The sequence below is a fragment of the Alcanivorax sp. DP30 genome (assembly GCF_009882945.1).
In the GTDB taxonomy this organism is placed as follows: Bacteria; Pseudomonadota; Gammaproteobacteria; order Pseudomonadales; family Alcanivoracaceae; genus Alcanivorax.
Genome location: NZ_WTUY01000003.1, coordinates 86,592 through 112,299, shown reverse-complemented (window position 1 = coordinate 112,299; position 25,708 = coordinate 86,592). Strand labels below are relative to the sequence as shown.

29 protein-coding genes and 2 tRNA genes are annotated in these 25,708 nt (G+C 57.4%); 19 read left to right on the top strand and 12 right to left on the bottom strand.

Translation table 11 applies throughout. The annotated features are described in order from the left end of the window. The first annotated feature begins 34 nt into the window (after positions 1–34). The 3 genes from GQF00_RS04980 (at position 35) to GQF00_RS04970 (ending at position 3,735) form a co-directional block, all read left to right on the top strand. Complete coding sequence (locus GQF00_RS04980) at positions 35–1,213, top strand: alginate export family protein (RefSeq protein ID WP_237440402.1); 1,179 nt, start codon at positions 35–37, stop codon at positions 1,211–1,213. Positions 1,214–1,779: 566 nt separating this feature from the next. Then, positions 1,780–2,367 carry an ANTAR domain-containing response regulator gene (locus GQF00_RS04975; protein ID WP_161318063.1) on the top strand — a complete coding sequence of 196 codons (588 nt, stop codon included), beginning with the start codon at positions 1,780–1,782 and terminating at the stop codon, positions 2,365–2,367. Positions 2,368–2,568: 201 nt separating this feature from the next. Then, entirely contained in the window at positions 2,569–3,735 is a 1,167-nt protein-coding gene (locus GQF00_RS04970; RefSeq protein WP_161318062.1) for a CmpA/NrtA family ABC transporter substrate-binding protein, read from the top strand. A 164-nt stretch (positions 3,736–3,899) separates the two neighbouring features. Here the strand turns inward: GQF00_RS04970 and GQF00_RS04965 are convergent, their stop codons facing one another. The 4 genes from GQF00_RS04965 to GQF00_RS04950 form a co-directional block, all read right to left on the bottom strand. After that, positions 3,900–4,682: a sulfite exporter TauE/SafE family protein gene (locus GQF00_RS04965; protein WP_161318061.1), complete on the bottom strand. Its 783-nt coding sequence runs from the start codon at positions 4,680–4,682 to the stop codon at positions 3,900–3,902. Positions 4,683–4,847: 165 nt separating this feature from the next. Next, positions 4,848–5,357, bottom strand: a complete 510-nt coding sequence (locus tag GQF00_RS04960; RefSeq protein WP_161318060.1) for a flavin reductase family protein — start codon at positions 5,355–5,357, stop codon at positions 4,848–4,850. 83 nt (positions 5,358–5,440) lie between these two features. Then, positions 5,441–6,466 (bottom strand): methionine synthase, encoded by a 1,026-nt coding sequence (locus tag GQF00_RS04955; RefSeq protein ID WP_161318059.1) that lies wholly within the window; start codon positions 6,464–6,466, stop codon positions 5,441–5,443. A 22-nt stretch (positions 6,467–6,488) separates the two neighbouring features. Then, on the bottom strand, positions 6,489–7,466 hold the full coding sequence (locus GQF00_RS04950) for a DUF1852 domain-containing protein (RefSeq protein WP_161318058.1): 978 nt from the start codon (positions 7,464–7,466) through the stop codon (positions 6,489–6,491). Positions 7,467–7,849: 383 nt separating this feature from the next. Here GQF00_RS04950 and GQF00_RS04945 point away from each other — a divergent pair, with 383 nt between their 5' ends. Next, entirely contained in the window at positions 7,850–8,779 is a 930-nt protein-coding gene (locus GQF00_RS04945; RefSeq protein WP_161318057.1) for a LysR family transcriptional regulator, read from the top strand. A 192-nt stretch (positions 8,780–8,971) separates the two neighbouring features. Here GQF00_RS04945 and GQF00_RS04940 read toward each other — a convergent pair whose 3' ends face one another. The 6 genes from GQF00_RS04940 to GQF00_RS04915 all read right to left on the bottom strand — a co-directional run bounded on the left by GQF00_RS04940 (position 8,972) and on the right by GQF00_RS04915 (position 12,111). Next, positions 8,972–9,436 carry a DUF1456 family protein gene (locus GQF00_RS04940; protein ID WP_161318056.1) on the bottom strand — a complete coding sequence of 155 codons (465 nt, stop codon included), beginning with the start codon at positions 9,434–9,436 and terminating at the stop codon, positions 8,972–8,974. A gap of 82 nt (positions 9,437–9,518) precedes the next feature. Further along, positions 9,519–9,836 carry a multidrug efflux SMR transporter gene (locus tag GQF00_RS04935; protein WP_161318055.1) on the bottom strand — a complete coding sequence of 106 codons (318 nt, stop codon included), beginning with the start codon at positions 9,834–9,836 and terminating at the stop codon, positions 9,519–9,521. A 217-nt stretch (positions 9,837–10,053) separates the two neighbouring features. Continuing rightward, on the bottom strand, positions 10,054–10,605 hold the full coding sequence (locus GQF00_RS04930; RefSeq protein WP_161318054.1) for a carboxypeptidase-like regulatory domain-containing protein: 552 nt from the start codon (positions 10,603–10,605) through the stop codon (positions 10,054–10,056). Positions 10,606–10,702: 97 nt separating this feature from the next. After that, positions 10,703–11,173, bottom strand: a complete 471-nt coding sequence (locus GQF00_RS04925) for a CYTH domain-containing protein (protein ID WP_161318053.1) — start codon at positions 11,171–11,173, stop codon at positions 10,703–10,705. Beyond that, positions 11,163–11,588 (bottom strand): DUF4279 domain-containing protein, encoded by a 426-nt coding sequence (locus GQF00_RS04920; RefSeq protein ID WP_370519462.1) that lies wholly within the window; start codon positions 11,586–11,588, stop codon positions 11,163–11,165. Before GQF00_RS04920 ends, GQF00_RS04925 begins: the two co-directional genes overlap by 11 nt. Continuing rightward, positions 11,560–12,111 (bottom strand): lipocalin family protein, encoded by a 552-nt coding sequence (locus GQF00_RS04915; RefSeq protein WP_161318052.1) that lies wholly within the window; start codon positions 12,109–12,111, stop codon positions 11,560–11,562. The genes GQF00_RS04920 and GQF00_RS04915 overlap by 29 nt, the downstream gene beginning before the upstream one ends. A gap of 132 nt (positions 12,112–12,243) precedes the next feature. On the opposite strand from GQF00_RS04915, the gene ccmA reads away from it, so the two are divergent. The 8 genes from ccmA to GQF00_RS04875 all read left to right on the top strand — a co-directional run bounded on the left by ccmA (position 12,244) and on the right by GQF00_RS04875 (position 18,697). Next, on the top strand, positions 12,244–12,861 hold the full coding sequence (gene ccmA / locus GQF00_RS04910) for a cytochrome c biogenesis heme-transporting ATPase CcmA (RefSeq protein ID WP_161318051.1): 618 nt from the start codon (positions 12,244–12,246) through the stop codon (positions 12,859–12,861). Then, complete coding sequence (gene ccmB, locus GQF00_RS04905; RefSeq protein WP_161318329.1) at positions 12,858–13,526, top strand: heme exporter protein CcmB; 669 nt, start codon at positions 12,858–12,860, stop codon at positions 13,524–13,526. Before ccmA ends, ccmB begins: the two co-directional genes overlap by 4 nt. Then, the gene (gene ccmC, locus GQF00_RS04900; RefSeq protein ID WP_161318050.1) at positions 13,527–14,285 is read left to right on the top strand and encodes a heme ABC transporter permease CcmC; all 759 of its coding nucleotides are present in this window, start codon (positions 13,527–13,529) and stop codon (positions 14,283–14,285) included. Position 14,286: 1 nt separating this feature from the next. Then, a complete protein-coding gene (gene ccmD, locus GQF00_RS04895) occupies positions 14,287–14,466 on the top strand; it encodes a heme exporter protein CcmD (protein ID WP_161318049.1) in 180 nt (59 codons plus the stop codon). Continuing rightward, positions 14,463–14,924, top strand: coding sequence for a cytochrome c maturation protein CcmE (gene ccmE / locus GQF00_RS04890; protein ID WP_161318048.1), 462 nt, complete (start codon positions 14,463–14,465; stop codon positions 14,922–14,924). Before ccmD ends, ccmE begins: the two co-directional genes overlap by 4 nt. Positions 14,925–15,136: 212 nt before the next feature. After that, a complete protein-coding gene (locus tag GQF00_RS04885) occupies positions 15,137–16,624 on the top strand; it encodes a RimK family protein (protein WP_161318047.1) in 1,488 nt (495 codons plus the stop codon). A 287-nt stretch (positions 16,625–16,911) separates the two neighbouring features. Continuing rightward, a complete protein-coding gene (locus tag GQF00_RS04880; RefSeq protein WP_161318046.1) occupies positions 16,912–18,213 on the top strand; it encodes a DUF2157 domain-containing protein in 1,302 nt (433 codons plus the stop codon). Beyond that, entirely contained in the window at positions 18,206–18,697 is a 492-nt protein-coding gene (locus tag GQF00_RS04875; RefSeq protein WP_161318045.1) for a GDYXXLXY domain-containing protein, read from the top strand. Before GQF00_RS04880 ends, GQF00_RS04875 begins: the two co-directional genes overlap by 8 nt. A 139-nt stretch (positions 18,698–18,836) precedes the next feature. On the opposite strand, the gene GQF00_RS04870 is transcribed toward GQF00_RS04875, so the two are convergent. Then, positions 18,837–19,496: a glutathione S-transferase family protein gene (locus GQF00_RS04870; RefSeq protein WP_161318044.1), complete on the bottom strand. Its 660-nt coding sequence runs from the start codon at positions 19,494–19,496 to the stop codon at positions 18,837–18,839. A 173-nt stretch (positions 19,497–19,669) separates the two neighbouring features. On the opposite strand from GQF00_RS04870, the gene GQF00_RS04865 reads away from it, so the two are divergent. From GQF00_RS04865 to GQF00_RS04835, 7 genes are all read left to right on the top strand, one after another. Next, a tRNA-Glu gene (locus GQF00_RS04865) sits at positions 19,670–19,745 on the top strand. 33 nt (positions 19,746–19,778) lie between these two features. Then, positions 19,779–19,854: transfer RNA gene (locus tag GQF00_RS04860), tRNA-Gly, on the top strand. A gap of 317 nt (positions 19,855–20,171) precedes the next feature. Next, positions 20,172–20,840 (top strand): histidine phosphatase family protein, encoded by a 669-nt coding sequence (locus GQF00_RS04855; protein ID WP_161318043.1) that lies wholly within the window; start codon positions 20,172–20,174, stop codon positions 20,838–20,840. Between the two features lie 44 nt (positions 20,841–20,884). After that, positions 20,885–21,817: an ABC transporter ATP-binding protein gene (locus tag GQF00_RS04850; RefSeq protein WP_202560388.1), complete on the top strand. Its 933-nt coding sequence runs from the start codon at positions 20,885–20,887 to the stop codon at positions 21,815–21,817. Further along, entirely contained in the window at positions 21,814–22,587 is a 774-nt protein-coding gene (locus GQF00_RS04845) for an ABC transporter permease (RefSeq protein ID WP_161318042.1), read from the top strand. Before GQF00_RS04850 ends, GQF00_RS04845 begins: the two co-directional genes overlap by 4 nt. Before the next feature lie 63 nt (positions 22,588–22,650). Then, positions 22,651–23,475 carry an NADPH-dependent 7-cyano-7-deazaguanine reductase QueF gene (queF, locus tag GQF00_RS04840; protein ID WP_161318041.1) on the top strand — a complete coding sequence of 275 codons (825 nt, stop codon included), beginning with the start codon at positions 22,651–22,653 and terminating at the stop codon, positions 23,473–23,475. A 56-nt stretch (positions 23,476–23,531) separates the two neighbouring features. Continuing rightward, a complete protein-coding gene (locus GQF00_RS04835) occupies positions 23,532–23,918 on the top strand; it encodes a DUF4870 domain-containing protein (protein ID WP_161318040.1) in 387 nt (128 codons plus the stop codon). Positions 23,919–24,075: 157 nt separating this feature from the next. On the opposite strand, the gene GQF00_RS04830 is transcribed toward GQF00_RS04835, so the two are convergent. Then, entirely contained in the window at positions 24,076–25,551 is a 1,476-nt protein-coding gene (locus GQF00_RS04830; protein ID WP_161318039.1) for an AbgT family transporter, read from the bottom strand. Between the last annotated feature and the right edge of the window lie 157 nt (positions 25,552–25,708).

Sequence of the window (25,708 nt, the reverse complement as noted above, 5' to 3'; positions counted from 1 at the left end):
CTTTTTAATTTTGGGAAGTGTTGAGGAAACGATGATGAAATATTCTGCCATTGCTGCCGGTGTCCTTCTGTCCACGCTAGGTTTTTCAGGTACAGCTAACGCCGAAGACGACGCCTTTATCACCGCACTGAAAGACGGTACACCACTGCTGAACATGCGCCTGCGGTATGAAGAAGTGGACATTGATGGCGTCACTGATGAAGGTCAGGCGCTCACTCTGCGTACCCGTTTGGGTTACCAGAGTGGCAAGCTCTACGGTTTTGATGTGATGGGTGAGTTCGAAGACACCCGTATCGTTGGCCAGGTGGATAACTTTGCCCCGGAGCAGGCGGGCTACCCGATCATTGCGGATCCGGAAGTCACCGAACTGAACCGCGCAGCCATCCGCTATACCGGTAGCGATGCGCTGGAAGGTCTGGTCGCTACGTACGGTCGTCAACGCATCATTTATGACAACGCGCGCTTTGTGGGCAATGTGGGGTGGCGTCAGGACGAACAAACGTTTGACGGCGCCAAGCTGGATTATGGTGTCGGTGATCTGAAATTTTCCACGGCGTACCTGACCCAGGTGAACGGCATCACCCCCCTGTATGACGCCAATACGTCCAACTATCTGTTCAATGCAAGCTGGGCCGGCGCGCCGGGTGGCTCTCTAACTGCTTACGGCTATTTGCTGGAAACCGACAATGTGCCCGATTCCGACAACGACACTTTCGGTCTGCGTTATGCCGGTGCCTTTGATCTGGATTCCCTGAAACTGTTGCTGACGCTGGAAGGGGCGCAGCAGGAAGTAGAAGCCGGTGATACCGAGTACTACTTTGCCGAGCTGGGCGCACAAGTGGCTGGAGTGACAGTAAAAGTGGCACAGGAAGTGCTTGGTTCCGATGACGGTACTGTCGCGTTCCAGACCCCACTGGCTACCAAGCATGCCTTTAACGGTTGGTCAGATCAGTTCCTGGCGACCCCGGCGGATGGTCTGGAAGATACCTTCGTGTCTGTGGGCGGCAAGGTGGCTGGCTTCAAACTGCTGGCCGTGTTCCATGACTTCAAGTCCAACGAAGGTAGCACTGACTACGGTACGGAAACCAATGTGCTGGTAGCGCGCCCGATCGGACAGAATTACGTGGTGGGTCTGAAATACGCCGACTACAGCGCCGATGACTTCAAGTCTGATACCAGCAAGTACTGGGCCTGGGCAGAACTGAAATTCTGATCTGCGGCATTGTCAGGTCGGTCCGCGCTTGGAGTATGGGCATCCATGACATCTGGATTTCATGAGTTGGACTTGGCAAGCAGGTTGAGGGGATGCCGCCGAGAGGTCTCTGCCGATATCAGGTTGAGGCCGCTGTTGTGTGGGAGGGGGGCGGCGCCGTTCAAGCTTTTGCGTTGACTCGCCAAACACCCAATGCGTTTACCACAAGGAAACTCCATGACTCCGGAACCGATTGCACAGGCACAAGAGCGTTGATTGGAAGCATCGCGGGCCAGGCAGCAGCCCTGTTCCACTTACCGATGATCCGGGCCTCAGGCTGCTATTCAAGGGCAGCATGGAAGCGCAGGGCCAGAAGCGGATGGCGATGATCGACGCAGCGGACTATTGATGTCCGCCTGAAACCGGTCGTTTTGGCACCGGGAAGTGCACTGTTTGCGTGCACTTTTCCGGTGCTTTATTGGTGAAAAATAAAACACACTTGAAAACAATAGGTTATGGAAGACGTGACTGGCACAACCGTTGCAAATCAATCCGGTAACTCTTTTGGTTCGGATGCCCCCGACGTTATGGCTCTGAAAATCATGCTGGTTGATGACCAGCCACCGCGCGCCGCGATCCTCGAGCGGGCTCTCATTGATGAGGGCCACGAGATCCTGTGCCGTCTGACCAGCGCCGCCGGCCTGGCGGAGAAGGTGCGCAGCAGCAATCCGGATGTGGTTATCGTGGATATGGATGCTCCGGATCGTGACACTCTGGAAAGCATGGCGCTGGTGCAGCGGGATATTCCGCGCCCCATGGTCATGTTCTGTAATCAGGATGATGAAGAGCTGGTGGTGGCGGCCCTGCGTGCCGGTGTGAGTGCCTATGTGGCCGGTGAAACCGACCTGACCCGGGTGCGTGGCGTGATGCGGGTGGCCACTGCCCGGTTCCGGGAATACCAGGCTCTGCGGGAAGAACTGGAAGAAACCCGGGAAGCGTTGGCTGAGCGCAAGATTATCGAACGGGCGAAAGGACTGTTGATGCAGCGCCGCCGCCTCAATGAACAGGATGCCTACAGCACCCTGAGACGCCAGGCCATGAATACCGGCCAGCCCCTGATACAGGTGGCCCGTTCAGTACTGGATTATGCAGAGATGCTGAAGGCCCAGGGATGAAATGCTGGAGGCCTGAAGTCGGATGCCTGACGCAAAACAAGGAGAAAACATGCGACGTGTGATGCCTTTGAAAAAGTCCCGTAGTTTGGTGGATAGTTCCTCCAAACCGGTCAGCAGGGCAAGGCCTCCCGTTGAATTGTGTGAACCTTTACGGCGTCCGGCACCCAGTGTTCGGCGTCAGGTACTGGCGGAGCAGGACTCATGAAAATCCGTATCGGCTATATGCCGCTGACAGACAGCCTTCCCCTTGCCGTCGCTCAGGAAGCGGGTTTTTTCGCCGCTGAAGGTCTGGATGTGGAATTGCAGCCGGAATGGAGCTGGGCCAGTCTGCGTGATCGCCTGTTGGTGGGCCAGCTGGATGCCGCGCCCATGCTGGCGCCAATGATGCTGGCCACCTCTCTGGGGCTGGGCTGCATCAAGAAACCTCTGGCCACCGCCTTTTCCATGGGCCTGAACGGTAACGCCATTACGGTGTCTCCCATGTTGTTTCAGGGGTTGTGTGCACTGTCCGAAGGGCCCACGGCCAACGACATGGCTAGCGCCATGAACAAGCTGGTGGCGGCACGCGCAAGTGGAGGCGAGGCCCCTCTGGTGTTGGCGGTAGTTTTCCCGTTTTCCTGCCACAGCTACCAACTTCGGCATTGGCTGAGTGTGGCCGGGCTGGACCCGGATCATGATGTGAAACTGGTGGTCTTGCCGCCGTCGCAGATGGTAGATCACCTGCGCATGGGGCATATCGATGGCTTCTGTGTGGGGGAGCCCTGGAACAGTCTGGCGGCGCTCACCGGAGCGGGGCACTGTATCCTGTCGGGCTATCAGATCTGGGAAAATGCGCCAGAGAAGGTGCTGGCCGTGTCACGCGATTGGGTGGCCCGCCACCCGGATGAACACCGCGCCATGTTGCGTGCCCTGTATAAAGCGGCCTGTTATGCCGATGAAAATCTGGTGGACAGTCTGTCATTGCTGGCGCATCCGGCGTGGCTGGATGTGCCGGCGGAAATCATTCGTGCGCCGTTCAGTCAGCGCTTGCCGGGTGGGCTAACCGGTCAGCCGTTTCCGGCGCATCATTTCCATGTGTTTGCCGGTTTCCATGCCAATTTCCCCTGGCGTTCGGATGCCCGTTTCATGCTGGAAGAAATGCAGCGCTGGCGGCAATGCTCTCTGGAAGAAAAGCAGACGTTTGCCGCGCAGTGCTACCGCACGGATTTGTTCCGTGATGCCCTGGCCGATCTCACCAGCCTCCCATTGATGGACAGCAAGCCTGACGAGCGTCATGCCGGTCATTGGGAATTGCCCGGTGAGCCGAAGCCGGTGGAACTGGGCCCGGATCGGTTATTGAAAGTGATCGAGGATCAGGCAGAAAGCTGAGGAGGACGAGAAGCGAGTTTCGAGTTGCGAAAACCTTTAAACAGTAAGGATTGCAGGTTTTTGAATTTCGAAACTCGTGCCTCGTCCCTTGCAACTGAGCATTGCACTCATTGCCCTGCAAACGTTACCACGACATCCGTAAGGCATAGCGTCTCATGTGCGCCTCAAACGAGAAAACTCCCCCCCACGCAAAGCAGCAACAGGGCGAACAGGCGCTTTAGCAGGCGCGGCGAGAGTCTGTGTGCCAAACGTGCCCCAAAACGGGCAAAGAACATGCTGGTAAACGCGATACCCACCATGGCCGGAAGATACACGTACCCCAGGCTCCACTCGGGTAATTGTGGCTGACTCCAGCCAATCAGCATGAAGCTCAAGGCGCTGGCAGCGGCAATGGGCAGTCCGCACGCGGAGGAGGTCGCCACCGCCTGTTGCATGGGCAGGCTGCGCCAGGTGAGAAAAGGCACATTCAGGGTGCCGCCCCCGATGCCAAAGATCGCCGAGGCCCAGCCAATGACTCCGCCTGCGGCCGTTAGCCCCAGCTTGCCAGGCACCGCACGGCTGGCTCTTGGTTTCAGATCCAGCGCCATTTGAATGGCAATAACGACGGCAAATACACCAATGATCTTCTGCAGCATCGGGCCCTGAATTGACGCGGCAGTGAGCGAGCCAAGCCCCGCGCCGACCAGGATACCCACAGTCATCCAGGCCACAATGGGCCACTGCACAGCCCCTTTGCGGTGATGCTCCATGACGGAGTTGATGGAAGTGAACACGATGGTGGCCAGTGAAGTGCCAACGGCCAGATGGGTCAATACTTGCGGGTCGACGCCCTGGGCGGTAAAGCTCAGAACCAGTACCGGCACGATGATGATGCCGCCGCCGACCCCAAACAGACCGGCCAATACCCCGGCCGCTGCACCCAGAACCAAATAAAGCAAAAATTCCATATTAAAACCTTGGCAAGCCACAAATGTTGGCGATGTAGTAACAGTTAGAATGGGATGGCGAGAGTCTGCCGTTGCCTGCGCGGGTTCATGCCCGATAATCATTTTCCCATGCGAAATACCCCGTTAAACCCATGCTGGATTCGGGGTGACTGGGCGTAAAGGGCCTCAGCTGGTAACCGAGGCGTCCAGATTGCAGTATTGCCCTTTGAAGTACAGCAGGGGCTGTGTGGTGTTGGGCTGCTGCAGACTCAGCGCTCGGACTTCCCCAATCACGATCAGGTGATCGCCGGCCTCGTGTTCGGCATGAATGTCACAGTCCAGCCAGTGCAGGCTGCCACCAATCACCGGGTTGCCCAGAGGAGACGTTGTCCAATCGGTTTCTTTCCACTTGTCCGCGCCCTGTTGGGCAAAGAGGTTGGATACCGCGGCCTGTTCGTCAGAGAGGATGTTCACCGCAAACCGGCCCGCACGACGGATCTTGGGGAAGCTGAAAGAATCGCGCTTCACACTGAATGACACCAGCGGCGGGGCTGTCGATACACTGTAGAACGACTGACAGGTAAAGCCGATGGGTTCGTCATCGATGTGCGAGGTAATCACAGTGAGCCCGGAGGCGAAATGGCCGAGCGCTTTGCGAAACTGCAGAGGGTCGATGGCCGTGGTGGTCAGTGACATAGTGATTCCAGAATAGGGTGTAACGCAAACGGGTAGCTCAGGGAAGCGACGGCGCGATCTGGCGCTCGTTCTTTCCACAGGATTCAGGCAAGTTCATTGCGGACGATCTCGGTACCGGCACTCAATGCGCGCAGCTTGCCTCTGGCAACCTGGCGAGGCAGCGGCGCCATGCCGCAGTTGGTGCACGGGTAAAGCTTGTCGGCATCCACGAACTGCAGCGCCTGGCGCAAGGTGTTGGCAACTTCCTCGGGGCTTTCAATGGTGTGGGTCGCCACATCGATGGCGCCCACCATCACTTTCTTGCCGCGAATCAACTCAATCAGATCCATGGGGACATGGGAGTTGTGGCATTCCAGAGAAACCATGTCGATGCTGGAAGCCTGTAGCTTGGGGAAAGCTTCTTCATATTGCCGCCACTCCGAGCCCAGCGTCTTTTTCCAGTCGGTATTGGCTTGGATGCCGTAGCCATAACAGATATGCACGGCGGTCTCGCACTTGAGCCCTTCAATGGCTTTTTCCAGTGTAGCCACGCCCCAGTCATTCACCTCATCGAAGAACACATTAAAGGCGGGCTCGTCGAATTGAATAATGTCGACACCCGCTGCCTCCAGCTCTCGGGCTTCCTGGTTGAGGATCCGGGCGAATTCCCAAGCCAGTTTTTCCCGGCTTTTGTAATGGGCATCGTAAAGCGTATCGATCATGGTCATGGGGCCGGGCAGGGCCCACTTGATCGGTTGTCGGGTCTGCTCCCGCAGAAATCGGGCATCGTCCACAAACACCGGCTTTTGACGGCTAACCGCCCCCACGACGGTGGGCACACTGGCATCGTAGCGATCGCGAATTTTGACCGTTTCCCGTTTCTCGAAATCCACCCCGTCCAGATGCTCGATAAAGGTGGTGACGAAGTGCTGACGGGTTTGTTCGCCATCGCTGACGATGTCGATGCCGGCCAGCTGCTGTTCGTGCAAGCTTAGGCGCAGGGCATCCTGTTTGCCGTCGATGAGTTCATCGCCCTGCAACTTCCAGGGAGACCAGAGCGTTTCGGGCTCGGCCAGCCAGCTGGGCTTGGGTAGGCTGCCCGCCGTGGATGTGGGTAACAATCGTTTCATGATTTGTTCTGCCGTGTATGAGTTAAATACCGTAATTCGCAGACCACTGATTCAGCACCGTCCGGTAAGGCTCGATCAGGTTCTCTTCAGTGAATTTGCCTTGCTTGACGGCCAATTGACTGCGCTCTTCCCGGTCGTAATGAATGCGGGTAAGAGAGTAGTCAGAGTGCTTCAGACTGGGCTGGTAGCGATTGCCCGCTTCGGAATTGGCGTTGTAAATCTCGGGCCGATAGATTCTCTGGAACGTTTCCATGGTGCTGATGGTGCTGATCAGCTCCAGATTGGTGTAATCGTTCACCAGGTCGCCGAAGAAGAAAAACGCCAGCGGCGCCACGCTGTGGGGCGGCATGAAGTAGCGCACGCTCAACCCCATTTTCTTGAAGTAGCTTTCGGTCAGTGACGATTCATTGGGCAGGTACTCAAATCCCAGCACGGGATGGTGGTTCTCGGTGCGGGTGTACACTTTGTTATCCGATACGCTGATGCAGATCACCGGCAGCTTGCTGAAGTTTTCCTGGTAAGCACTTGAGTTGACGAAATGCTTGAATAGCTTGCCGTGCAGATCACCAAAATCCTCAGGGATGCTGAAGTGCGGCTGGTCCTTGTTATGGTTCTGCAGGGCGATGCTGAAGTCATAGTCCCGCAGGTAAGAGGAAAAGTTGTTCCCGACCACCCCTTCAATCTGTTTGTTGGTGTGCCGGTCAAAGATGGTGGTTTTCAGGATTTCGATGGTCGGGAAGGTTTCGCCATTGCCTTCAATATCGATATCCACGGACACAATCTCGTGCTGCACGACGTACCTGTCGCCATTGGGGTTGTCCCAATGGGCCAGCGCGTTAAACCGATTGTTGATCATGGTCAGGGTGTCGCGCAGGTTTTCCTTGCGCCGCTCTCCCCGCGCCAGGTTGGCAAAGTTGGTGGTAATGCGCGTGTTGTCGGCTGGACGGTAATCCTCATCGAAATAAATGCGTTTGATGCTGAAGGTGAATTCATTGCTCATGGTGCCAGGGCGTCCGTGTCGGTGCTTGTCGTGGTTCGCATCGCGGTTGGTAAAACGCGATGAAGCGTGATTTGCGGCCATTATGCCCAAGGCGTTACTTGAGGGTAATTGGTATTATTTCATCGAAACATGAGATGAGCTCATGCTTGGTCGCCTGGCGCTGTCATTCGGATGTCCGCCTGCAGGTCGAAGGCGTCGTTGATGGGATGGGGGCCGTCGCTGTATTGAGGGGCCCCTGGACGGCCCCGTTTCGGCTGTTGTGCTGGTGAGCCGACTTGAGGCAGAATCAAAAAAATATCGCTAACTATTAGTTTGTCTCAATTATTTCGGGCGGCCTTTTTTCGCTTGCAGGCAAGCTCCCGCAAAAAACGTTGGAGGTCTTCATGCTCGAATTACGACACCTCGCCACACTTCGTGCCATTGATGAAGCCGGCTCCCTGGTGGAGGCGGCGGAACGGCTGCATGTCACCCAGTCGGCCCTGTCGCACCAGTTGAAAGATCTGGAACACCGTCTGGGGGTGGAGCTGGTTGTCAGACGCTCCCGGCCGGTGCGCTTTACCGCTGCCGGATCGCGATTGTTGGCGCTGGGAGAGGAGATCCTGCCGAAGGTGCAGCAGGCGGAGCGGGAGCTGAAGCGGCTGGCGGAAGGGCAGTCGGGTCGGCTGCATATCGCCATTGATTGCCACTCCTGTTTCCAGTGGCTGATGCCCGCCCTGGATGCGTTTCGCGAACACTGGCCGGAGGTGGAACTGGATCTGTCGGCTGCGTTCAGTTTTGCTCCATTACCGGCGCTGCTGCGTGGCGATCTGGACATGGTGATTACCTCCGATCCGGTGGCGAACGACGCAGTGAAGTATCTTCCCCTGTTTCGCTATGAGCTGGTGCTGGCGGTGTCGGTGCGCTCGCCGCTGGCGGCCCAGAAGTGGATGGAGCCGGAGGATTTGGCCGAGCAGACCCTGATTACCTATCCGGTGGAACGCGAACGGCTGGATGTGTTTTCCGTATTTCTGGAACCGGCTCGGGTGGAACCGGCCGCAATTCGCACGGCTGAGCTGACGCCCATGATGGCGCAATTGGTTGCCGCAGGCCGCGGCGTTGCCGCATTGCCGAGCTGGGCGCTGACCGAGTACACCGAGCATGATTTGCTCAAGACGGTGCGGCTGGGGGAAAAGGGCGTGTGGCGGACGCTGTATGCGGCAGTGCGTATCGAGGATGAGGGGTTACCCTACATTCAGGAATTCAATGACACCGCGCAGGCCACCTGCTTCAAGACATTAAGTGGAGTGAAGGCGGTGAAAGGCAACGAACCATAAAGCGTGGCGAGCGGCCTTGCGGCGGGAATGCAGGCTGCCAGGTTTGCAATACGCTCGCCCCGCCCCGAGCATTTTCATTGCACGGCCAAGGCATTGCGTTCAGTGGTGCCATGGCTGGCATGGCGCTGATGGGGGGAGACGAGACTCTGCCGTAACGCTGGCGACGGGGTTCGATAGCCGGCGTGAGAGCGGTTATTCCCCGTCGCGAAACTGTCGCTGTAACCCGGTGAGGAAATTGCGCAGGATCTGGTCTTTGCATTCCCGGTAATGCTTGTGGTCGGACTTGCGGAAGAAAGCGCTGAGTTCGTGCTTGCTCATGCGGAAGTCGGCCAGTTCCAGAACGGCAAGTACATCCTCGGCCTGCAGATTCAGTGCGATTTTCAGCTTCATGAAAATCATGTTGTTGGTCAGGCGGGATTCGGGTTCCGGTTGCGGCCCCGGTTTCTTGCCCCGCAGGGCATTGATCAGGCCATTGAGGAAAATGGCCAGTGTGCGATCGCTGCACTTCTGGAAGGCCGGGTCGTCGTCCTTTTTCAGCCAGTCGCTGATCTGTTCCCGGGTGACGGTTTCGCCCGCTTCGGCGAAGACTCCGATCATGCGGTGATCGTCGAAGTCGAAGATATATCGAACGCGGCGCAAAACGTCATTATTGAGCATGAAAAACCTGTATTAGCGGGAGGGACGTGGCGGCCATGTTACAGGGAACCGGTAACATGGACACGCCCCTTGTCGCCTGAGTTCAGGAACTAAACATTTTCAGTCCGATGATGCCGGCCAGAATCAGGCCCAGGCACAGCAGGCGAGGGGCACTGACCGCATCCTGAAACAGGACAATGCCCAGCACAACGGTGCCGAATGCTCCGATGCCGCTCCACACCGCATAGGCGGTACCGGCGGGGAGGTCGCGCATGGCCAGGGCCAACAACCAGAAACTCAACGCGGCGGCGATCAGAGTGAAAACAGTGGGAAGCGGGCGGGTAAACCCTTCGCTGGCTTTCAGGCCGAGGGCCCAGCCGATTTCCAGTAAGCCGGCAAAAAAGATATAGACCCATGCCATACAGAACTCCTGCATGGGGTCGTCCCCGGAATAATGCCGTGATCGGGGTCGTCCCCGGGCATGGGTTGGGTGTCAGGTTGGCGCCGGTTCCCCCCGAGGAGGGTGTGGCAAAACCGCGCAGGCGCCTGCCGCTGGTGTCGGAGGCATTTTACTCATTTATGTCGGTCTTGCCAGAGGTGTGACTTGGGGATTTCCGTTACCCGTCCCTGGGCGGCCCTTATTCAGTGTCGAGCTCGGGAAACCATACCTCATAGAGCGCATCCAGAGCCTCCGGGTCATGGCAGCTGGGCGGTTCCACGAAGTGCATTTCCATCTGCTTGTCGGCCTGCCATTGCCCGAGCTTGAGCAGGTAACCATAGTCCGGGCAATTGTCGGGTGAGTCCGGCAGCGCTTTGAACAGGGGAATAGTAAGTGTGTGTAATTCCCGGGAAATGGGGGGGATCATGGTGCGAGTCTGTGCTACGGCATCCGGGTAATCCGGGTGGCTGATCCGCCAGGTCTGGGTATCCATTGAACTGGCGGCCATCATCATGTGGAACCCGGTGTGGGTTTGCTCCTCAATGCTGAATTGGCCGTTGTCGTCGGTGCGGGTAGTGAGTGTCGGGTCATCCAGATTGATGATGGTGGCGGCATCGATCGGCTGGCCGGTTTCGGCATCCACAACCGTGCCTTCTACGGGCTGCACATCCCATTGTTTCTTGATGGTGGGAATGCAGCCGGCCAGGAGCAGAAGGCTGGCGCTCAGCAGGGCGATTTTCAGATTCGTCATCAGGGGCAATCCTGTCATGTTGTTTGTGGGCTCGTAATCCTTGACGCCGTTGTCATGCTGCCGCCAGAGAGAAAAACTGGCAGATCCCGTATGCTTGTTATTCTTGCCAGTCTTTGAAGGGCGTGGCGCTCAGCGCACTGTTGTAATAGCGAACGTCACCTGTGACGTCTTCCCCTAGCCAGTCGGGTTTTTCGAATGGAGTGTCTTCGCTGGGTAATTCAATCTCTGCCACCACAAGACCGTCATTGTCGCCGTGAAAAACGTCAATTTCCCAGCATAAGTTTCCCTGTGGCAGACGATAGCGCGTCTTGTCGATAACCCCCTGACCGCACAGGTCGGCGAGCATGGCCTGGGCATCGTCTGTGGGAATGGGATATTCGAATTCGGCGCGAGTAGCCCCGGTGGTTTTGCCTTTGATAGTGAGCCAGGCGCTGTGGCCGGCAATGCGTACACGTACGGTGGCGTTCTTGTCGTGGCTCAGGTAGCCCTGTGTCAGGCGTTCGCCGGGCAGGGTGTCGGTGATGCCGGTGTCGCGAACAAGAAACTTGCGTTCAATTTCAAGCGCCATGGTCCAGTCCCAGTTGGTCAAAGCTGATGTCGAATCCGAGTGCCTTGAAACCCTCAAGAATCTCATCGGGCAGGTAGAAGGTTGGATCGTCCATGAAAAAGTACTGTGAGACCCCGATGCCGTAACGGTAGTCATCGGGGAGGTTGTCCAGTTGCGAGTGGAGGCGTTGCAACTTGAGCAGCAGTTTCTCGAAATGATCCCGGTGGCTGGCGGTTTCGTCCAGCTGGCTGGAAATAATCCAGCGATTCTCGCGGCGTAATGCCTCGGGCACAGTGGCGCTGAAGCTTTCCCCCTCGCGCCAGTAGTCATCAGCGCTTTGTCCCATCAGCACATCCAGCTGGGCGGGGTCGTGGTCAAAACCGAAGATGGCAAAATAGACGTGGTGTTCAATCATGGCGTTGGGGGCGCAGGTCACGGTTGCGTTCCAGTTGTTCTACCGGGAAGCCCTTGCTTCTGGCCACTTGCACCAGGGCCTGATACTGGTCGTCCGGCAGTTGCGGCTGGCGGGCCAGAATCCACAGGTATTCGCGGCTGGGTTCGCCGATCACTACGGTCTGGTAATTCTGGTCGAGGGCGATGATCCAGTAGTTACCCTCGGTGATGGTGGGGATGAGCCGGGAGAACCAGTTATCGAAGCGGACCTTGAGCTTGGCGTTGCCGGATTCCGGGACCACTCGGGCAGTGCCTTCCGCCTCGCTGCTGTCTTCGCCCTGACGTTGGCAGCGGTTAACCACCTTCACGGTGCCGTCGTCATTGAGGCTGTAAGTTGCAGTGGAGTCGTAGCAGCCGCGCTGGAACCATTGGGGTAGCCGGGCGATCTCATACCAGGTGCCGGCGTATTGCTTCAGATCCACCTGTTTGACGGTGGCGAGTGGCTTCTCCTCGCCGCATCCGGCCAGGAGAAAAAGGGTCACCAGGGGTAGCAGAAAACGTGTCATTAAGGCTCCGGGGGTAAAGGTCTTTGCCACAGGCTAGCGGAGCCGGTCAGTTAATCAAGCATCCCTGTCGTCCATCAAGCCTCACGCCTGCTACCCGTGATATACTCCGGCGCTGTTTCAGGGAGCCCGATTTTGTCCGATACCACCCTTCGACTGACACTCGAACAATTGCAATGCGAACGTGATGATCGCGAGCTGTTCCGTGATGTCTCCCTGACTGCCCGGGCCGGTGAGATCTGGCAGATCACCGGGGCCAACGGGGCCGGCAAGACCACCCTGTTGCGGATTCTGGTGGGCCTGCACGGCTTCTATGAGGGGCGGCGTGAGTGGTGGGATGAAAGCTGGCGCAGCGAATTGCTGTACCTGGGCCACCAGCCTGGAGTGCGTGAAGAGCTGACTCCGCTGGAAAATCTGCGTTTTACCTGCGCCCTGGGCGCCCAGTCCGGGGATCCCATGGCGGCGCTGTCGGCGGTGGGGTTGCGTGGTTTCGAGGATGTGCCGGCGGCACATCTGTCTGCGGGTCAGAAGCGCCGGGTGGCGCTGGCCAGGCTGTGGTTGGAGCGTAAGGGCGTTTGGGTGCTCGACGAGCCCTATACCGCCATCGATCAGGACGGCGTGGCGCAGCTGGATGCACAGATTCAGCAGGCAGCGGATGCCGGTACCTTGGTGCTGTATACCTCCCATCATCAGGTGGGCGACGGTGTGCGCAGACTGCATCTGGCCAAGGGCAGAGCGGAGGTGCGGGCATAATGGCGTTCCGTGCGGCCCTGTCCCGTGAGCTGCTGGTGTTGTGGCGAAGCCCGGCGGAGATCATCAATCCGTTGTTTTTCTTCGTCATGGTGATCAGCCTGTTTCCTCTGGCCATTTCGCCCAGGCCGGAGACCCTGGCGCTGATCGCCCCAGGGGTGCTCTGGGTGGCCGCGCTGCTGGCGGTGATGCTGTCGCTGGATGGCCTGTTCCGTCGCGATCAGGAGAGCGGGGTGCTCGAACAGCTGCTCACCTCACCGGTGATGACGGTGGTGCCGGTGACCGCCAAGCTGCTGGCCCACTGGTTGCTCACCGGATTGCCGCTGGTTCTGGTATCCCCGGTGCTGGCACACATGCTGCAACTGCCCGACCGGGTACTGGGTGTGGTGATGCTCAGTCTGCTCCTGGGAACCCCGGCACTGACCGTGATTGGTGCCATCGGTTCGGCGCTCACAGTGGGGCTGAACCGGGGAGGCATATTATTGGCGGTACTGGTGTTGCCGCTTTACATCCCGGTGCTGATTTTTGGCGCCGGGGTGATTCGTACCGCCGTGGAAGGCGGTCCAGTACCGGGTGTACTGGCGATACTCGGGGCGCTATTGGCGCTCACTGCCAGCCTTGGCCCTCTGGCGGTGGCGGCAGGTCTCAAAATCAGTTCAGGAAACTAAATGGTCTGGCAAACGATCAAACGCTGGTATCACATGCTGGGATCCCCGCGTTATTTTCATACCTTCAGTTCCAGGGTGCTGCCCTGGCTGACCCCGATCGCCCTGATTACCCTGGTGACAGGCCTGGTCTGGGGGCTGGTGTTTGCACCCAGTGATTACCAGCAGGGCAACAGCTACCGCATCATCTTCATTCATGTGCCGGCCTCAAGCGGTGCCTTGATGGGCTATATGGCCCTGGGCGTATCCGGCCTGGTGGCGGTGGTGTGGCGCATGAAGATGGCGGAGGTGATGCTCAAGGCCATCGCCCCTTTCGGCGCGGCTCTGGCGGCAATCTCCCTGATTACCGGTTCCCTGTGGGGCAAGCCGACATGGGGTACCTACTGGCAGTGGGATGCACGGATGACCTCCATGCTGATCCTGTTGTTCATGTATGTGGGTGTGATCGCCCTGCAGAACGTGATCCGCGAGCCCCGTCAGGCGGCGCGGGCGGCAGGGCTTTTGGCCATTGTCGGGGTCATTAATGTGGTGATCGTGAAATATTCGGTGGAATGGGTGCAGACCCTGCATCAGGGATCCACGCTCAAGTTGTTTGGGGAATCCACCATCAACCCGGCCATGAAATATCCGCTGTTGATCAGCATGCTGGGGATGTGGCTGCTGTATGCGGTGAATGTATTGGTCCGCGCCCGTACCGAAGTGGAGTGGCGCGAGCGTCGCAGCAAGTGGGTGCAGACCCTGATTCGGAAAGGAGACCAGTAATATGGCATTTGAATCCTTTGCCGACTTTCTGGCCATGGGCAAGCATGGTTTTTATGTGTGGAGCGCCTACGGAATCAGTGCGTTTCTGGTGATCACCAGCATGGTGCTGGCACTACGTGGACAGGGACGGGTACGACAAACCCTTGCGCGACAGCAGCGCAGAGCTGAGGTAGACAAATGAATTCCGTACGAAAGCAACGGCTGATTCTGGTGCTGGCGGTACTGGTGGGCCTGGGCATTGCGGTGGGTCTGATGTTTTATGCCCTGCGCCAGAACATCAATCTGTTCTACACCCCTCAGCAGGTGGTGGCCGGTGAGGCCCCCCTGGGTGCCCAGATGCGGGTCGGCGGCCTGGTGGTAGACGGGTCGGTAAAACGCAACGAGGAAACCCTGGATGTGGCCTTCGACATCACCGATGGCAAGGGCAGCTTCACCGTTCACTATCAGGGCATCCTGCCGGACCTGTTCCGCGAAGGGCAAGGCATTGTGGCCAACGGTACCTTGATCAGCACGTCCCGTTTCGAGGCGGAAGAAGTGCTGGCCAAGCATGATGAAACCTACATGCCGCCGGAAGTGCAGGACGCTCTGGAAAAGGCCGGGCATCCGGGGGCGAAGAAAGGTGGTGAATATAATGAATAACGTCGCGTGTTAGCGTGGTGTTTTCCCTCCCCCAGAAGCCGCGTCCAGACCATGGGCGCGGCTTCTGCGTTTAGAGGCCAGAGGAGCCGGTCCGCGTCGTTATTAATTATTCATTATTAACTATTAATTTCACTTGCTCTCCCCCTCCCAAAGGCCCTACATTCGCGATTATTGGCGCCCCTTCGTGACGCCTCTTTTTGTCAGGACTTTTCATGAGTCAGGTCATCATTCTGGTAGACGATCCCGCCGACTGGGCCGCCTACTATCCCGCCCGCCATTTGTTGTCTGCCCGTGAGTATCTGCAGGCGGGCCAGCCGGTCTGTACGGACAAAAAGGTGCAGGTCATCAACCTGTGCCGCAGCTATAAATACCTGAGTCCAGGCTACTATTGCTCGCTTTTGGCGGAAGCCCGTGGCCAGCGGGTGATGCCTTCGGTACGCACGGTGAATGATCTGAGCCGCAAGGCTCTGTACGGCCTGCACTTTGATCAGTTTGAGGTGGCACTGGACAAAGCCATGAAGCGCAAGGGGAGTGCCTCGGATCGCTTCACTTTGCTGTTGTTCTTTGGTCAAACGGATCAGGAAGGACTGGGTGATCTGGGTCGTCAGATCTTTGACCAGCTGCCGTGCCCATTGCTGAAGGTAGAATTTCGTCGTCGCGACAGCTGGAGCATTGAAGCCCTGAAGCCAGTGACGCTCAAACAGCTGAAAGGCAACCAGGAAGACCAGTTTGCCCAGGCCCTGGAACAGTTCAATGCCCGGGTGTGGCGCAATCCCCGTCGTCGTCGCAGCGACCGTTACGAGCTGGCCATGTTGGTCAATGAACAGGAAGCCCTGCCTCCCAGCGACAAGAGTGCATTGAAACGCTTTATCAAGGCGGGTCGCCAGTTGGGTATCCGTGTGGATATGGTGGGCCGCGATGCCTACACCCGGCTGGGTGAGTATGATGGCCTGTTCATCCGTGAGACTACGGCGCTGGATCACCACACCTACCAGTTTGCACGCAAGGCAGAGCAGGAGGGCATGGTGGTGATTGATGATCCGGGCTCCATCCTGCGTTGCACCAACAAGATTTATCTGGCCGAGCTGATGCAGGCCAACAAGGTGCCAGTGCCGCCGACGGCGTTTGTGTTCTCGGATGATGATGCCCAGATCGATCGCTTGGTCGACGAGCTCAAGTTGCCCATGGTGCTGAAAATACCGGATGGTAGTTTTTCCCGTGGTATCAGCAAGGTGGCTACCCGCGATGAGCTTGCCGCGGCGCTGGCCGGCTATCTGAAACAGTCTTCGGTGGTGCTGGCCCAGGCGTTCATGTACACCGATTACGATTGGCGAATCGGCGTGCTCAACAACCGCCCGCTGTTTGCCTGTCAGTATTTCATGAGTAAGGGCCATTGGCAGATTTATCATCACCAGAGCAGTGGCAAGACCGAGTCCGGCAACAGTCGCACTCTGCCGGTGCAGGAAGTCCCTGCCAAGGTGCTGAAAATTGCGCTGAAGGCGGCGCGACTGATGGGCAATGGTCTCTACGGTGTGGACCTGAAACAGTCCGGCGATGACGTGGTGGTGATCGAGGTGAATGACAATCCCAACATCGATGCCGGTGTGGAAGATGCCTGGCTGGGCGAGGATCTTTATCGGCAGGTGATGCTGGAATTCCTGCGTCGGCTGGAAGCGAAGCGCATCGGCCTGCCGGTGTAGTCGCTCCCCGTCGCTGTGGGAGCTTGCCTGCAAGCGATCCGGGCCTAAGCGAGGAAGAGATTCCAGAGCCGCATCGATAAACTCTCTTCGGTCGCCTCGCTTCGCGAGGTTCGTCCCCTGGAAGGGAACTCCTGCCATTTCAACAAGCGGTCATATCCTGGTCAGGCGCGTATTGAGTGCAGCGTGATGCGTGTCTATTAAACACCGCATTTCATTCCCCGTAACAACCCGCCGTTGCCTTTCTGCTCCCGCTGCGTTTCTATCAAGAAAAAATACAGGAAAGGTGTATGCAACTTCTCGGATTACTGCGCCGTGAGCTGCGGACCGAATGCCGTGAATGGGTGGCAGACGGGGATATCAGTGCAGAGCAGGGAAATCGCATTCTGGCCCGCTACGGGACCAGCCTGGAGGATGGCAGCGACGGTTCACTGGCCTACAAGGTGCTGGTGGGGATTGCGTTGTTATTTGTGGGTATGGCATTGCTGTTGCTGGTGTCTGCCAACTGGGAGGACATTCCCCGAGCCCTGCGCATGCTGGGCCTGATTGGCATCACTCTGGCACTCAATGGCATTGGGGTGCATCAATATCTCAAGCGCGAAGCCGGACTGGGCTGGCTGTTTGTCGGCAGCATCAGCTACGGTGCCTCGATTATGTTGATCGCACAGATCTACCACCTTGGTGAACATTTCCCCGATGGGTTGTTTTACTGGGCGCTGGGCATTGTACCTGTGGCCTGGCTGGTGCGTAGTCGGGTATTGGCCATGCTGATGCTGGCCATTGCCACGCTGTGGATGCTCAGTGAGGGCAAGTTTTCACCGCCTTTGGAGATGGTGCTGTTTCTTGCAGCGGCGCTGGCGGTGGCTTACCAGGCGGCGTCGGCTGGCCTGATGGTGGTGACGGTAGGGCTGGCGGTGAGCTGGCTGAATCTACTCTTGGGCTGGTGGTATGGCTACCCGTATCACCCGGAAATCGAGGGCGGCATGATCAGCCTTAATATGGGGCTGCTGGCCTTGCTGTTCATGGCCAGTCATCGGTTGGCGCCATCGTCTTCGCCATATCTGCGACGGGCTGGCACGCTGTTGTCGCTTTGGTCCCTGCGCGGCTACCTGGTAATGCTGGTGCCTTTCACCTTGGTCGAGCTTTGTGAAGCCTATCTGGATGAGCTGACAGGCCTGGCGGATCCAGGGTTGTGGGGTGGGTTGCTGGCATCCGTGCCGGCCGCGGTGCTGGCGGTGCGCCATAACGACGCCCATCCCCTTTCCCGCGGTTTGGTGATGATCGCGCCCTTGTTGTTGCTGCTGTTCCATGGCACAGATGCCGAGGCACTGGCTTTGCCCATGGCATTGATGGTGAATTTGCTGGTGCTGGGCTCGGCCATCGTGCTGATTCAGCAGGGTCTGGAAAAGGGGTTGAGTCAGTTTTTCTACAGTGGTGTGGGTTTGCTGCTGATCCTGGCCATGATCCGCTATGTGGATCTGGTGGGTGACTATGTGGGAGGCGCGGTGATGTTCCTGATTGCCGCGGCGATACTGTTTGGTGCCGCCCGTTACTGGCGTGACCGTCAGCAGGGGGAGCAGAGCCATGAGTAACCAATGGCTAAAACCCGCTCTGATTGCTGCGGTGATTCTGCAGCTGGTAATCATGACGGGGGTATTCGTGAAAGGATTTTATCCCCTCTGGCTGGGTCAGGAAGTGCGGCTGGAGACCCGGCCAGTGGATCCCCGTGATCTTTTCAGGGGCAACTATGCTCGGCTGGGTTATGACTTCACGACGCTCGATAGCGCTGATTTCAGGCCTGGAGAGCCGGTTTTTCTGCCCCTGATTGAGGAGGGGGATCTGTGGGTCACAGGGGAGGCGCTTCACGAGCCGCCGGAACAGGGCTTGTACCTGCGAGGTCGGGTGACCGGCCCACGCTGGGCAGATACTCGCCGGGCCCTCTTTGGTATTGAAGCCCTGTTTGCACCGAAAGAGAAAGCGCTGGCGCTGGAGAAGGAACTGCGTGACGGCGCGGTCGCAGTGATAAAGGTGGCGCCGAATGGGCGGGCGGCACTGGTGAGAGTTAATAGTGAATAATTAATAGTTAATAGCTGCGCGGTATAGGTGTCAGCAGGCCAAATGCAAGAGGCCGCGCCCATGCGATGGGTGCGGCCTCTTGCGTTTCAGGCAAACAAGTGCCCTAACGCGTCGTTATTAACTATTAATTATTAATTATTCATTGATTTCCCAGCACTTTCTGCACAAACCCGGATTCCTTCTCGATGGTCTTGGCGAAAGGTTCCAGGGCATGCATGTGCTGAACATGCGCGGCCAGGTGGGGGTATTTGCCTGCATCCACGGATTCACCACCATGGCGGAAATTGACCAGCTGGCTGGCCAGGGCAATATCGGCGATGGTCATGCTGTCGCCGACCAGGAATTCACGGCCTTTCAGCTCGCCGTCCAGGTACTCAAACAGGGGGGGGATGGTGGTTTCCAGGGCGTGCTGGACCTTTTCCTCATCACACTCCTTGCCGATCAAGCGCATGACTACCCGGTTGCGGAACACGGCGAAAGTGCAGCGCATGGCCAGGTCGTAATCCACAAAACGCTCGAACCAGACGGTACGGCCCAGTTCCATGGCATCGGTGGGGTAGAGTGCTGGCTCAGGGTTGATCTTCTCCGCCCAGGCACAGATGGCGGCGGAATCCGCCAGGAACTGTCCATCCACTTCCAGTGCCGGGATCCGCTTCATGGGGCTGATCTTTTCGTAGCCTTCGGGAAGACTGGTGGGATCCACATGTACGGATTCGTATTCAATACCCTTCAGGGCCAGTGCAACACGGGTCTTGCGGACAAAGGGCGACAGGGCGGCGCCGTACAGTTTGATGGTCATGGTCTCTCCCGATAACTGAATGTTTTTTAAGCGGTTTGCATGTTTCTGCTGTTGTTTATCAGAGCAGCGTGACTTTTTTGGGTCAATGGTGAGTCAGGACAAAATTTTTCCTTGACGAAGGGTGCTCAGATACCTATTCTACGCGCCGCTTTGACGTACCACGTCAAGCCCGGGTCCCCTTCGTCTAGTGGCCCAGGACACCGCCCTTTCACGGCGGTAACAGGGGTTCGACTCCCCTAGGGGACGCCACTTATTCGTTAGCGTAAGCTGGCAGCAAGACAAGCGGGAATAGCTCAGTTGGTAGAGCACGACCTTGCCAAGGTCGGGGTCGCGAGTTCGAATCTCGTTTCCCGCTCCAAATAAAGAAGGGACCCAATCGGGTCCCTTTTTTTATGGCCGCGCAGTGGCGGCTTCACGGCAGAATTCAAAACCCTAAAGGCTGGTTTACCACAGAGATCACGGAGGTCACTGAGGAAAAACAGTGTGGGGTTGCTCTGTGCCCCCCTGTTCTTTGTGCTGTCGGGCCTGTTTTGGAGCAAGATACAACAGGCTGCTCTCTCCAACGATTTTCGCAACTCGTCACTCGCTGCTCGTTCCTCTCCATCCATTCCTTTCCACCATTGGCATTCCGTCCATAGCTGCCTACACTGAGGGCTGACCAGAAGTGATACGACTATGGCCCGCCTGCACCCGCGATTACTGGAAGCCCTCAATCTCCTGCCGAAGGACAAGCCTGTCCATCTGCTCACCCGCCATTCTGTGCGGGAGCTGGCCAAGAATGGGTTTGCGGATTACCGCCTGCCGCTGACTCCGGAAGGGGTGGAGATGGCGCGGGATTGGGGCGCTAAATTGAATCGCCCGGTGGAGGCGTTTTATTCCAGCCCGGTGGGCCGTTGCGTAAACACTGCCAAGGCCATGGCTGAGGGCGCGGTGAAAGCCGGTCTGATGGTTGAGACCCCGGAGGATATTGAGGTCGACACGACTCTGGTGGAGCCGGGGTGTTATGTGGTTGATATCAACGAAATCGGCCCCACCTTCTTCAAACTTGGGGCATTCAGGTTCCTCAATCAGCATCTCCAGGAGCCGTTTGAGGGCATGCTTTCACCCGCCGAAGGGCGCGCCAAACTGGCCACCTATCTTCAGGAGCGGGAACCCAGCCCAGGACATCTCAATGTTCATGTTACCCACGACACTATTCTTGCGGTGCTGGTGGCCGAGCTACATGGCCGCCGACAGATTACCGAAGAGGACTGGCCGTGGATGATGGAGGGGCTGTGGGTATGGTTTTCATCTGGCCGGATGCACTGGATCTGGCGCGGCGACCATGGCCACTGTGCTCTGTAAGCCTGTCTGCTTTTCTTTTTAGTCATCCAAATTCGAGGTGAATCTTGTCAGCGCTGACGATTCGTAATCTCACCAAGACTTATGCCAATGGCGTTGAGGCGCTCAAGGGCATTGATCTTGAGGTGAAGCAGGGGGATTTCTTTGCCCTGCTGGGCCCTAATGGGGCAGGCAAATCCACCACCATTGGCGTGATCAGTTCGCTGGTAAACAAAACCGGGGGGGAGGTCAGTATCTTTGGCCATTCTCTGGATGCCGAGCGCTCACTGGCCAAGAAAAAAATTGGCGTGGTGCCGCAGGAGTTCAACTTTAACCAGTTTGAAAAGGTGTTCGATATCGTGGTGACCCAGGCGGGTTTTTACGGTATCCCGGCACCCTTGGCACGAGAGCGGGCGGAGAAGTATCTCCGTCAACTGGGCTTGTGGGAAAAGCGCGACATGCAGTCTCGCACCTTGTCCGGTGGCATGAAGCGACGACTGATGATTGCCCGTGCACTGGTGCATGAGCCGGATCTGCTGATTCTGGACGAGCCCACCGCCGGGGTGGATATCGAGCTGCGCCGTTCCATGTGGGATTTCCTTACCCGCATCAACCAGGAGGGGAAGACGATCATTCTGACCACCCACTATCTGGAAGAAGCCGAATCCCTGTGCCGCAATATCGCTATCATTGATCACGGCACTATTGTGGAAAACACCAGCATGCGTGCCTTGCTGGAAAAGCTGCAGGTGGAAACGTTTATTCTCGATCTGGCCAGGCCGGTTGAGTCCGCTCCCGTCCTGGATGGCTTTGAGGTGTTGTTGAAGGATTCCCAGACCCTGGAAGTGGCGGTGCCCAAGACGCAGAGCCTCAATACGCTGTTTGTGGCGTTGGCGGATCAGCAATTTGAAGTGATGAGTATGCGTAACAAGGCGAACCGGCTGGAAGAATTGTTCGTGCGTCTGGTAGAGAAGAATCTTGCAGGGGAGGTATCTGCATGAGCCCTCGCGAGCAATGGGTCGCGTTCCTGACCATCGTGACCAAGGAAATCCGTCGCTTCACCCGCATCTGGCCGCAGACATTGCTGCCGCCGGCCATCACCATGACGCTGTATTTCGTGATTTTCGGCAACCTTATTGGTAGCCGGGTAGGGGAAATGGGCGGCTTCGATTACATGCAGTACATCGTGCCGGGCCTGATCATGATGAGCGTGATCCAGAACAGCTACGGTAACGTGGTCAGTTCTTTTTTCTCCACCAAGTTCCAGCATTCCATCGAGGAAATGCTGGTCTCTCCCATGCCTTCCTGGATTATCCTCGGTGGTTTTGTTGTGGGGGGGATGGTGCGTGGCATGTTGGTGGGGCTGATCGTCAGTATGCTGAGTCTTTTCTTCACCCATCTATCCTTGCAGCATGTGATGGTGACGGTAGTTGTGGTGGTGCTGACGGCGGCGCTGTTTTCCATTGGTGGCTTTATCAATGCCATTCTTGCCAAGAAGTTTGATGATATTTCGATTGTGCCGACCTTCGTGCTGACACCGCTGACCTATCTGGGCGGGGTGTTTTATTCCATTGATATGTTGCCGGAGTTCTGGCGCACGGTGAGCCTGGCCAATCCCATCGTGTACATGGTAAATGCCTTCCGATATGGCGTACTGGGTGTCAGCGACGTGAATGTGTATGCCTCGCTGGCCACCATTGCCGGCTTTGTGGCGGTGTTTTTTGTGATCGCGTTGTGGATGCTGCGACGTGGTACCGGCATCCGACATTAACTATCATGGAAAGTCATGAAAGGGATTTATTGAGGCAAGGGATACAGGCCCGGGAGAGAGAGTATGAGTTACTTGAAAGATACCCCGTTGGGACGCTCCAGCGATTATGTGGATGAGTACACCCCGGCCCTGCTGTGTCCGGTGCCGCGCTGGGACGCCCGTGAGTCACTGGAGCTGGAAGACACTGCGTTGCCTTTCCACGGCACGGATATCTGGAATGCTTATGAGCTGTCCTGGCTTACGGAGAAGGGCAAGCCGGTAGTGGCCATGTGCGAACTACGTATTCCCTGTACCACGCCGAATATTGTCGAATCAAAATCTCTCAAGCTGTATCTCAATTCGTTTGCCAACACACGGTTTGCCAACCGTGATGAGGTAAGAGCGGCCATCGAAAAAGATGTGGGACAGACGGTTGGTGGCAATATTGAGGTGCTGCTGTTCTCTCTTGAAGATGCTGCCCGGCTGCCTCTCTGGGAAGACAAGGGGCAATGTGTCGACACCATTGACCTGAACTTTGAACACTACGATTACAATCCTGATCTTCTGTTGTGTGACCAGGGCCCAGAGCAGACCGGCCAGTTGTATTCCCATCTGCTGCGCAGTCATTGCCCGGTAACCAATCAGCCTGACTGGGCCACGGTGGTGGTGCGTTACACTGGACGTGCCATCAGCCCGGCCAGCTTTCTACGTTATGTGGTGTCCCTGCGAAATCATCAGGGTTTCCATGAGCAGATCATTGAGCAGATGTTTGTAGATCTTATGGCCCAGTGCTCGCCTCGCCATTTAACGGTGTATGGACGCTTCACCCGTCGTGGAGGTATCGATATCAACCCGTTTCGCTCCAACAGCGAACAGGCGCTGCCCAATCGGAGAACTGTACGGCAGTAAATATTGTACAGAGAAGTCTATAATCGGACGTTGTTATCAAACAGGGAAAGCACACCATGACAGATACTGAACAAACTCAAGGCGGCGCAGAGCAGCAAGCAGCACCGAGCAAGGAAGAACGGGGGCAGGCCATGGCCTGCCATTTGCTTGCATTAATCGGTTTCATCGTTCCTTTTGGCAACCTGATCGGTCCCCTGATCATGTGGGTCGTCAAGAAAGATGAAAGCAGCTTTGTAGATGACCAGGGCAAGGAAGCGGTGAACTTCAACATCACCATGTTGATTGCCTTCTTCGTCTGTTTCCTGCTCACCTTCGTAGTGATCGGCGCTATCCTGCTGCCGATCCTCGGCATTTTCTGGCTGGTGGTGACCATCATCGCCGGGCTGAAAGCCAACGACGGGATTGCCTATCGTTACCCGCTGACGATTCGGTTGATTAACTAAAAGCAGCTGTGAGCTACTAGCTACGAGCTGCGAGTAAAAAACGCGCCGAATGGCGCGTTTTTTATTGTCAGGAATTCAGGCTGTGGGATAAATACCCGAATCCGACGATGGGTTTATCTTTTCCTCGCAGCTCGTAGCTAGCAGCTCGCAGCTGTCTTTAAGGCCCCAACGGCCATCCAAACCCGATCCACACCCCCAGCAACACCGACCATCCCAATAACAGCGTGAGACTGTAAGGCAGCATCATGGCCATGAGGGTGCCGATGCCGGTGTCTGGCTGGTAGCGGCGGGCGAAGCCTAGCACCAGTACGAAGTAGGGCATCAGCGGGGTGATGATGTTGGTACTGGAATCGCCCACCCGATAGGCGGCCTGGGTAGCTTCCGGGTCGATGCCGATGAGCATCAGCATGGGCACGAAGATAGGTGCCAGGATGGACCACTTGGCCGAGGCGCTGCCTATCATCAGATTGATGGCGGCTGCCAGCAGGACAAACAACAGCAGCAAGGCAACCTTGGGAATGGCGAGGCTGCCTAACCAGGCCGCACCTTCTACCGCCAGTACCAGGCCAAGCTGGCTGTGGTTGAACCAGGCGACAAACTGGGCGGCAAAAAACATCAGCACCAGATAGCCGGCCATGGAGGCCATGGTGGTTTCCATGGCCGTAATGATATCGCCGCTGCTTCGGAACTGACCGCTGACCCGTCCATAGACGGCGCCGCACACTCCGGCGATTAACGCCACGATCACCACCAGCCCATGAATAAACGGCGAACCCAGTACGCTGCCGGTATCCGGATGGCGCAGGGGGGCCTGGGCAGGCACCACCAGCAAGGCAATGGCGAGGAGCAGAACGGCAAGGGCGGTCAGGGTCCAGCGTAAAGCGCGTGGGTCGCTCATCGGAGCCTCAACGCTTACCGGTACGTTGTTTCCCTGGTGTGCCAGTCGAGGTTCGGTCAGTCGCAAGGTGACCATGCTCACCAGGCCAGTTACCACAAAGGTTGAGGCGATGATGAACCAGTAGTTGCCCGTGGCTTCCACGGTGCGGGAGGGATCCACCAGGGCCACGGCTTCGGTGGTCAGTCCGGCCAGGGTGGCATCCACCGGCCCGACCAGCAGGTTGGCACTGAAGCCCCCGGAGACCGCCGCAAAGGCGGTGGCGATGCCCGCCAGCGGTGAGCGCCCCGCCAGCTGGAAGACCAGCCCTGCCAAGGGAATTAGCACCACATAACCGGCATCCACCGTGAGGCTGGAGAGCACCCCGGCAAAGGCCACCGTGATCACCAGCATTTTCCCCGAGGCTCGCTTTACCAGTCCGGCGAGGCTGACGGAGAGCAAACCTGATTGCTCGGCTACGCCTAACCCGAGCATGGCCACCAGCACCACGCCCAGAGGGGCGAAACCGGTAAAGTTGCCCACCAGCGAGGTGAACAGATAGCGCAGGCCTTCGCCATCCACCAGCGAGCGAACCGCCACCGTGTTGCCAGTGATCGGATGGGTTGTGGTCAGGCCAAGTCCCTGCAGCACGGCTGTGAGCGGTAATAGCAACAGGCAGAGCCAGACAAACAGTAATGTTGGATGCGGAAGTCGATTGCCCAGCGCTTCCAGCCGGGCAAGAAAATTGTGGCGCGCCATGGCGTGTCCTTGAAAAAGACTCAAGGTACAAGCTACAACGCGGGAAGGGGTTTGTCTTGTAGGGATCGTGGGCAGCCTACTTGCTTGGCAGGTTAATAATCACCTGTGCCAAGCAAGTAGGAGTTCCCTTCCAGGGGACGAACCGTGCGAAGCACGG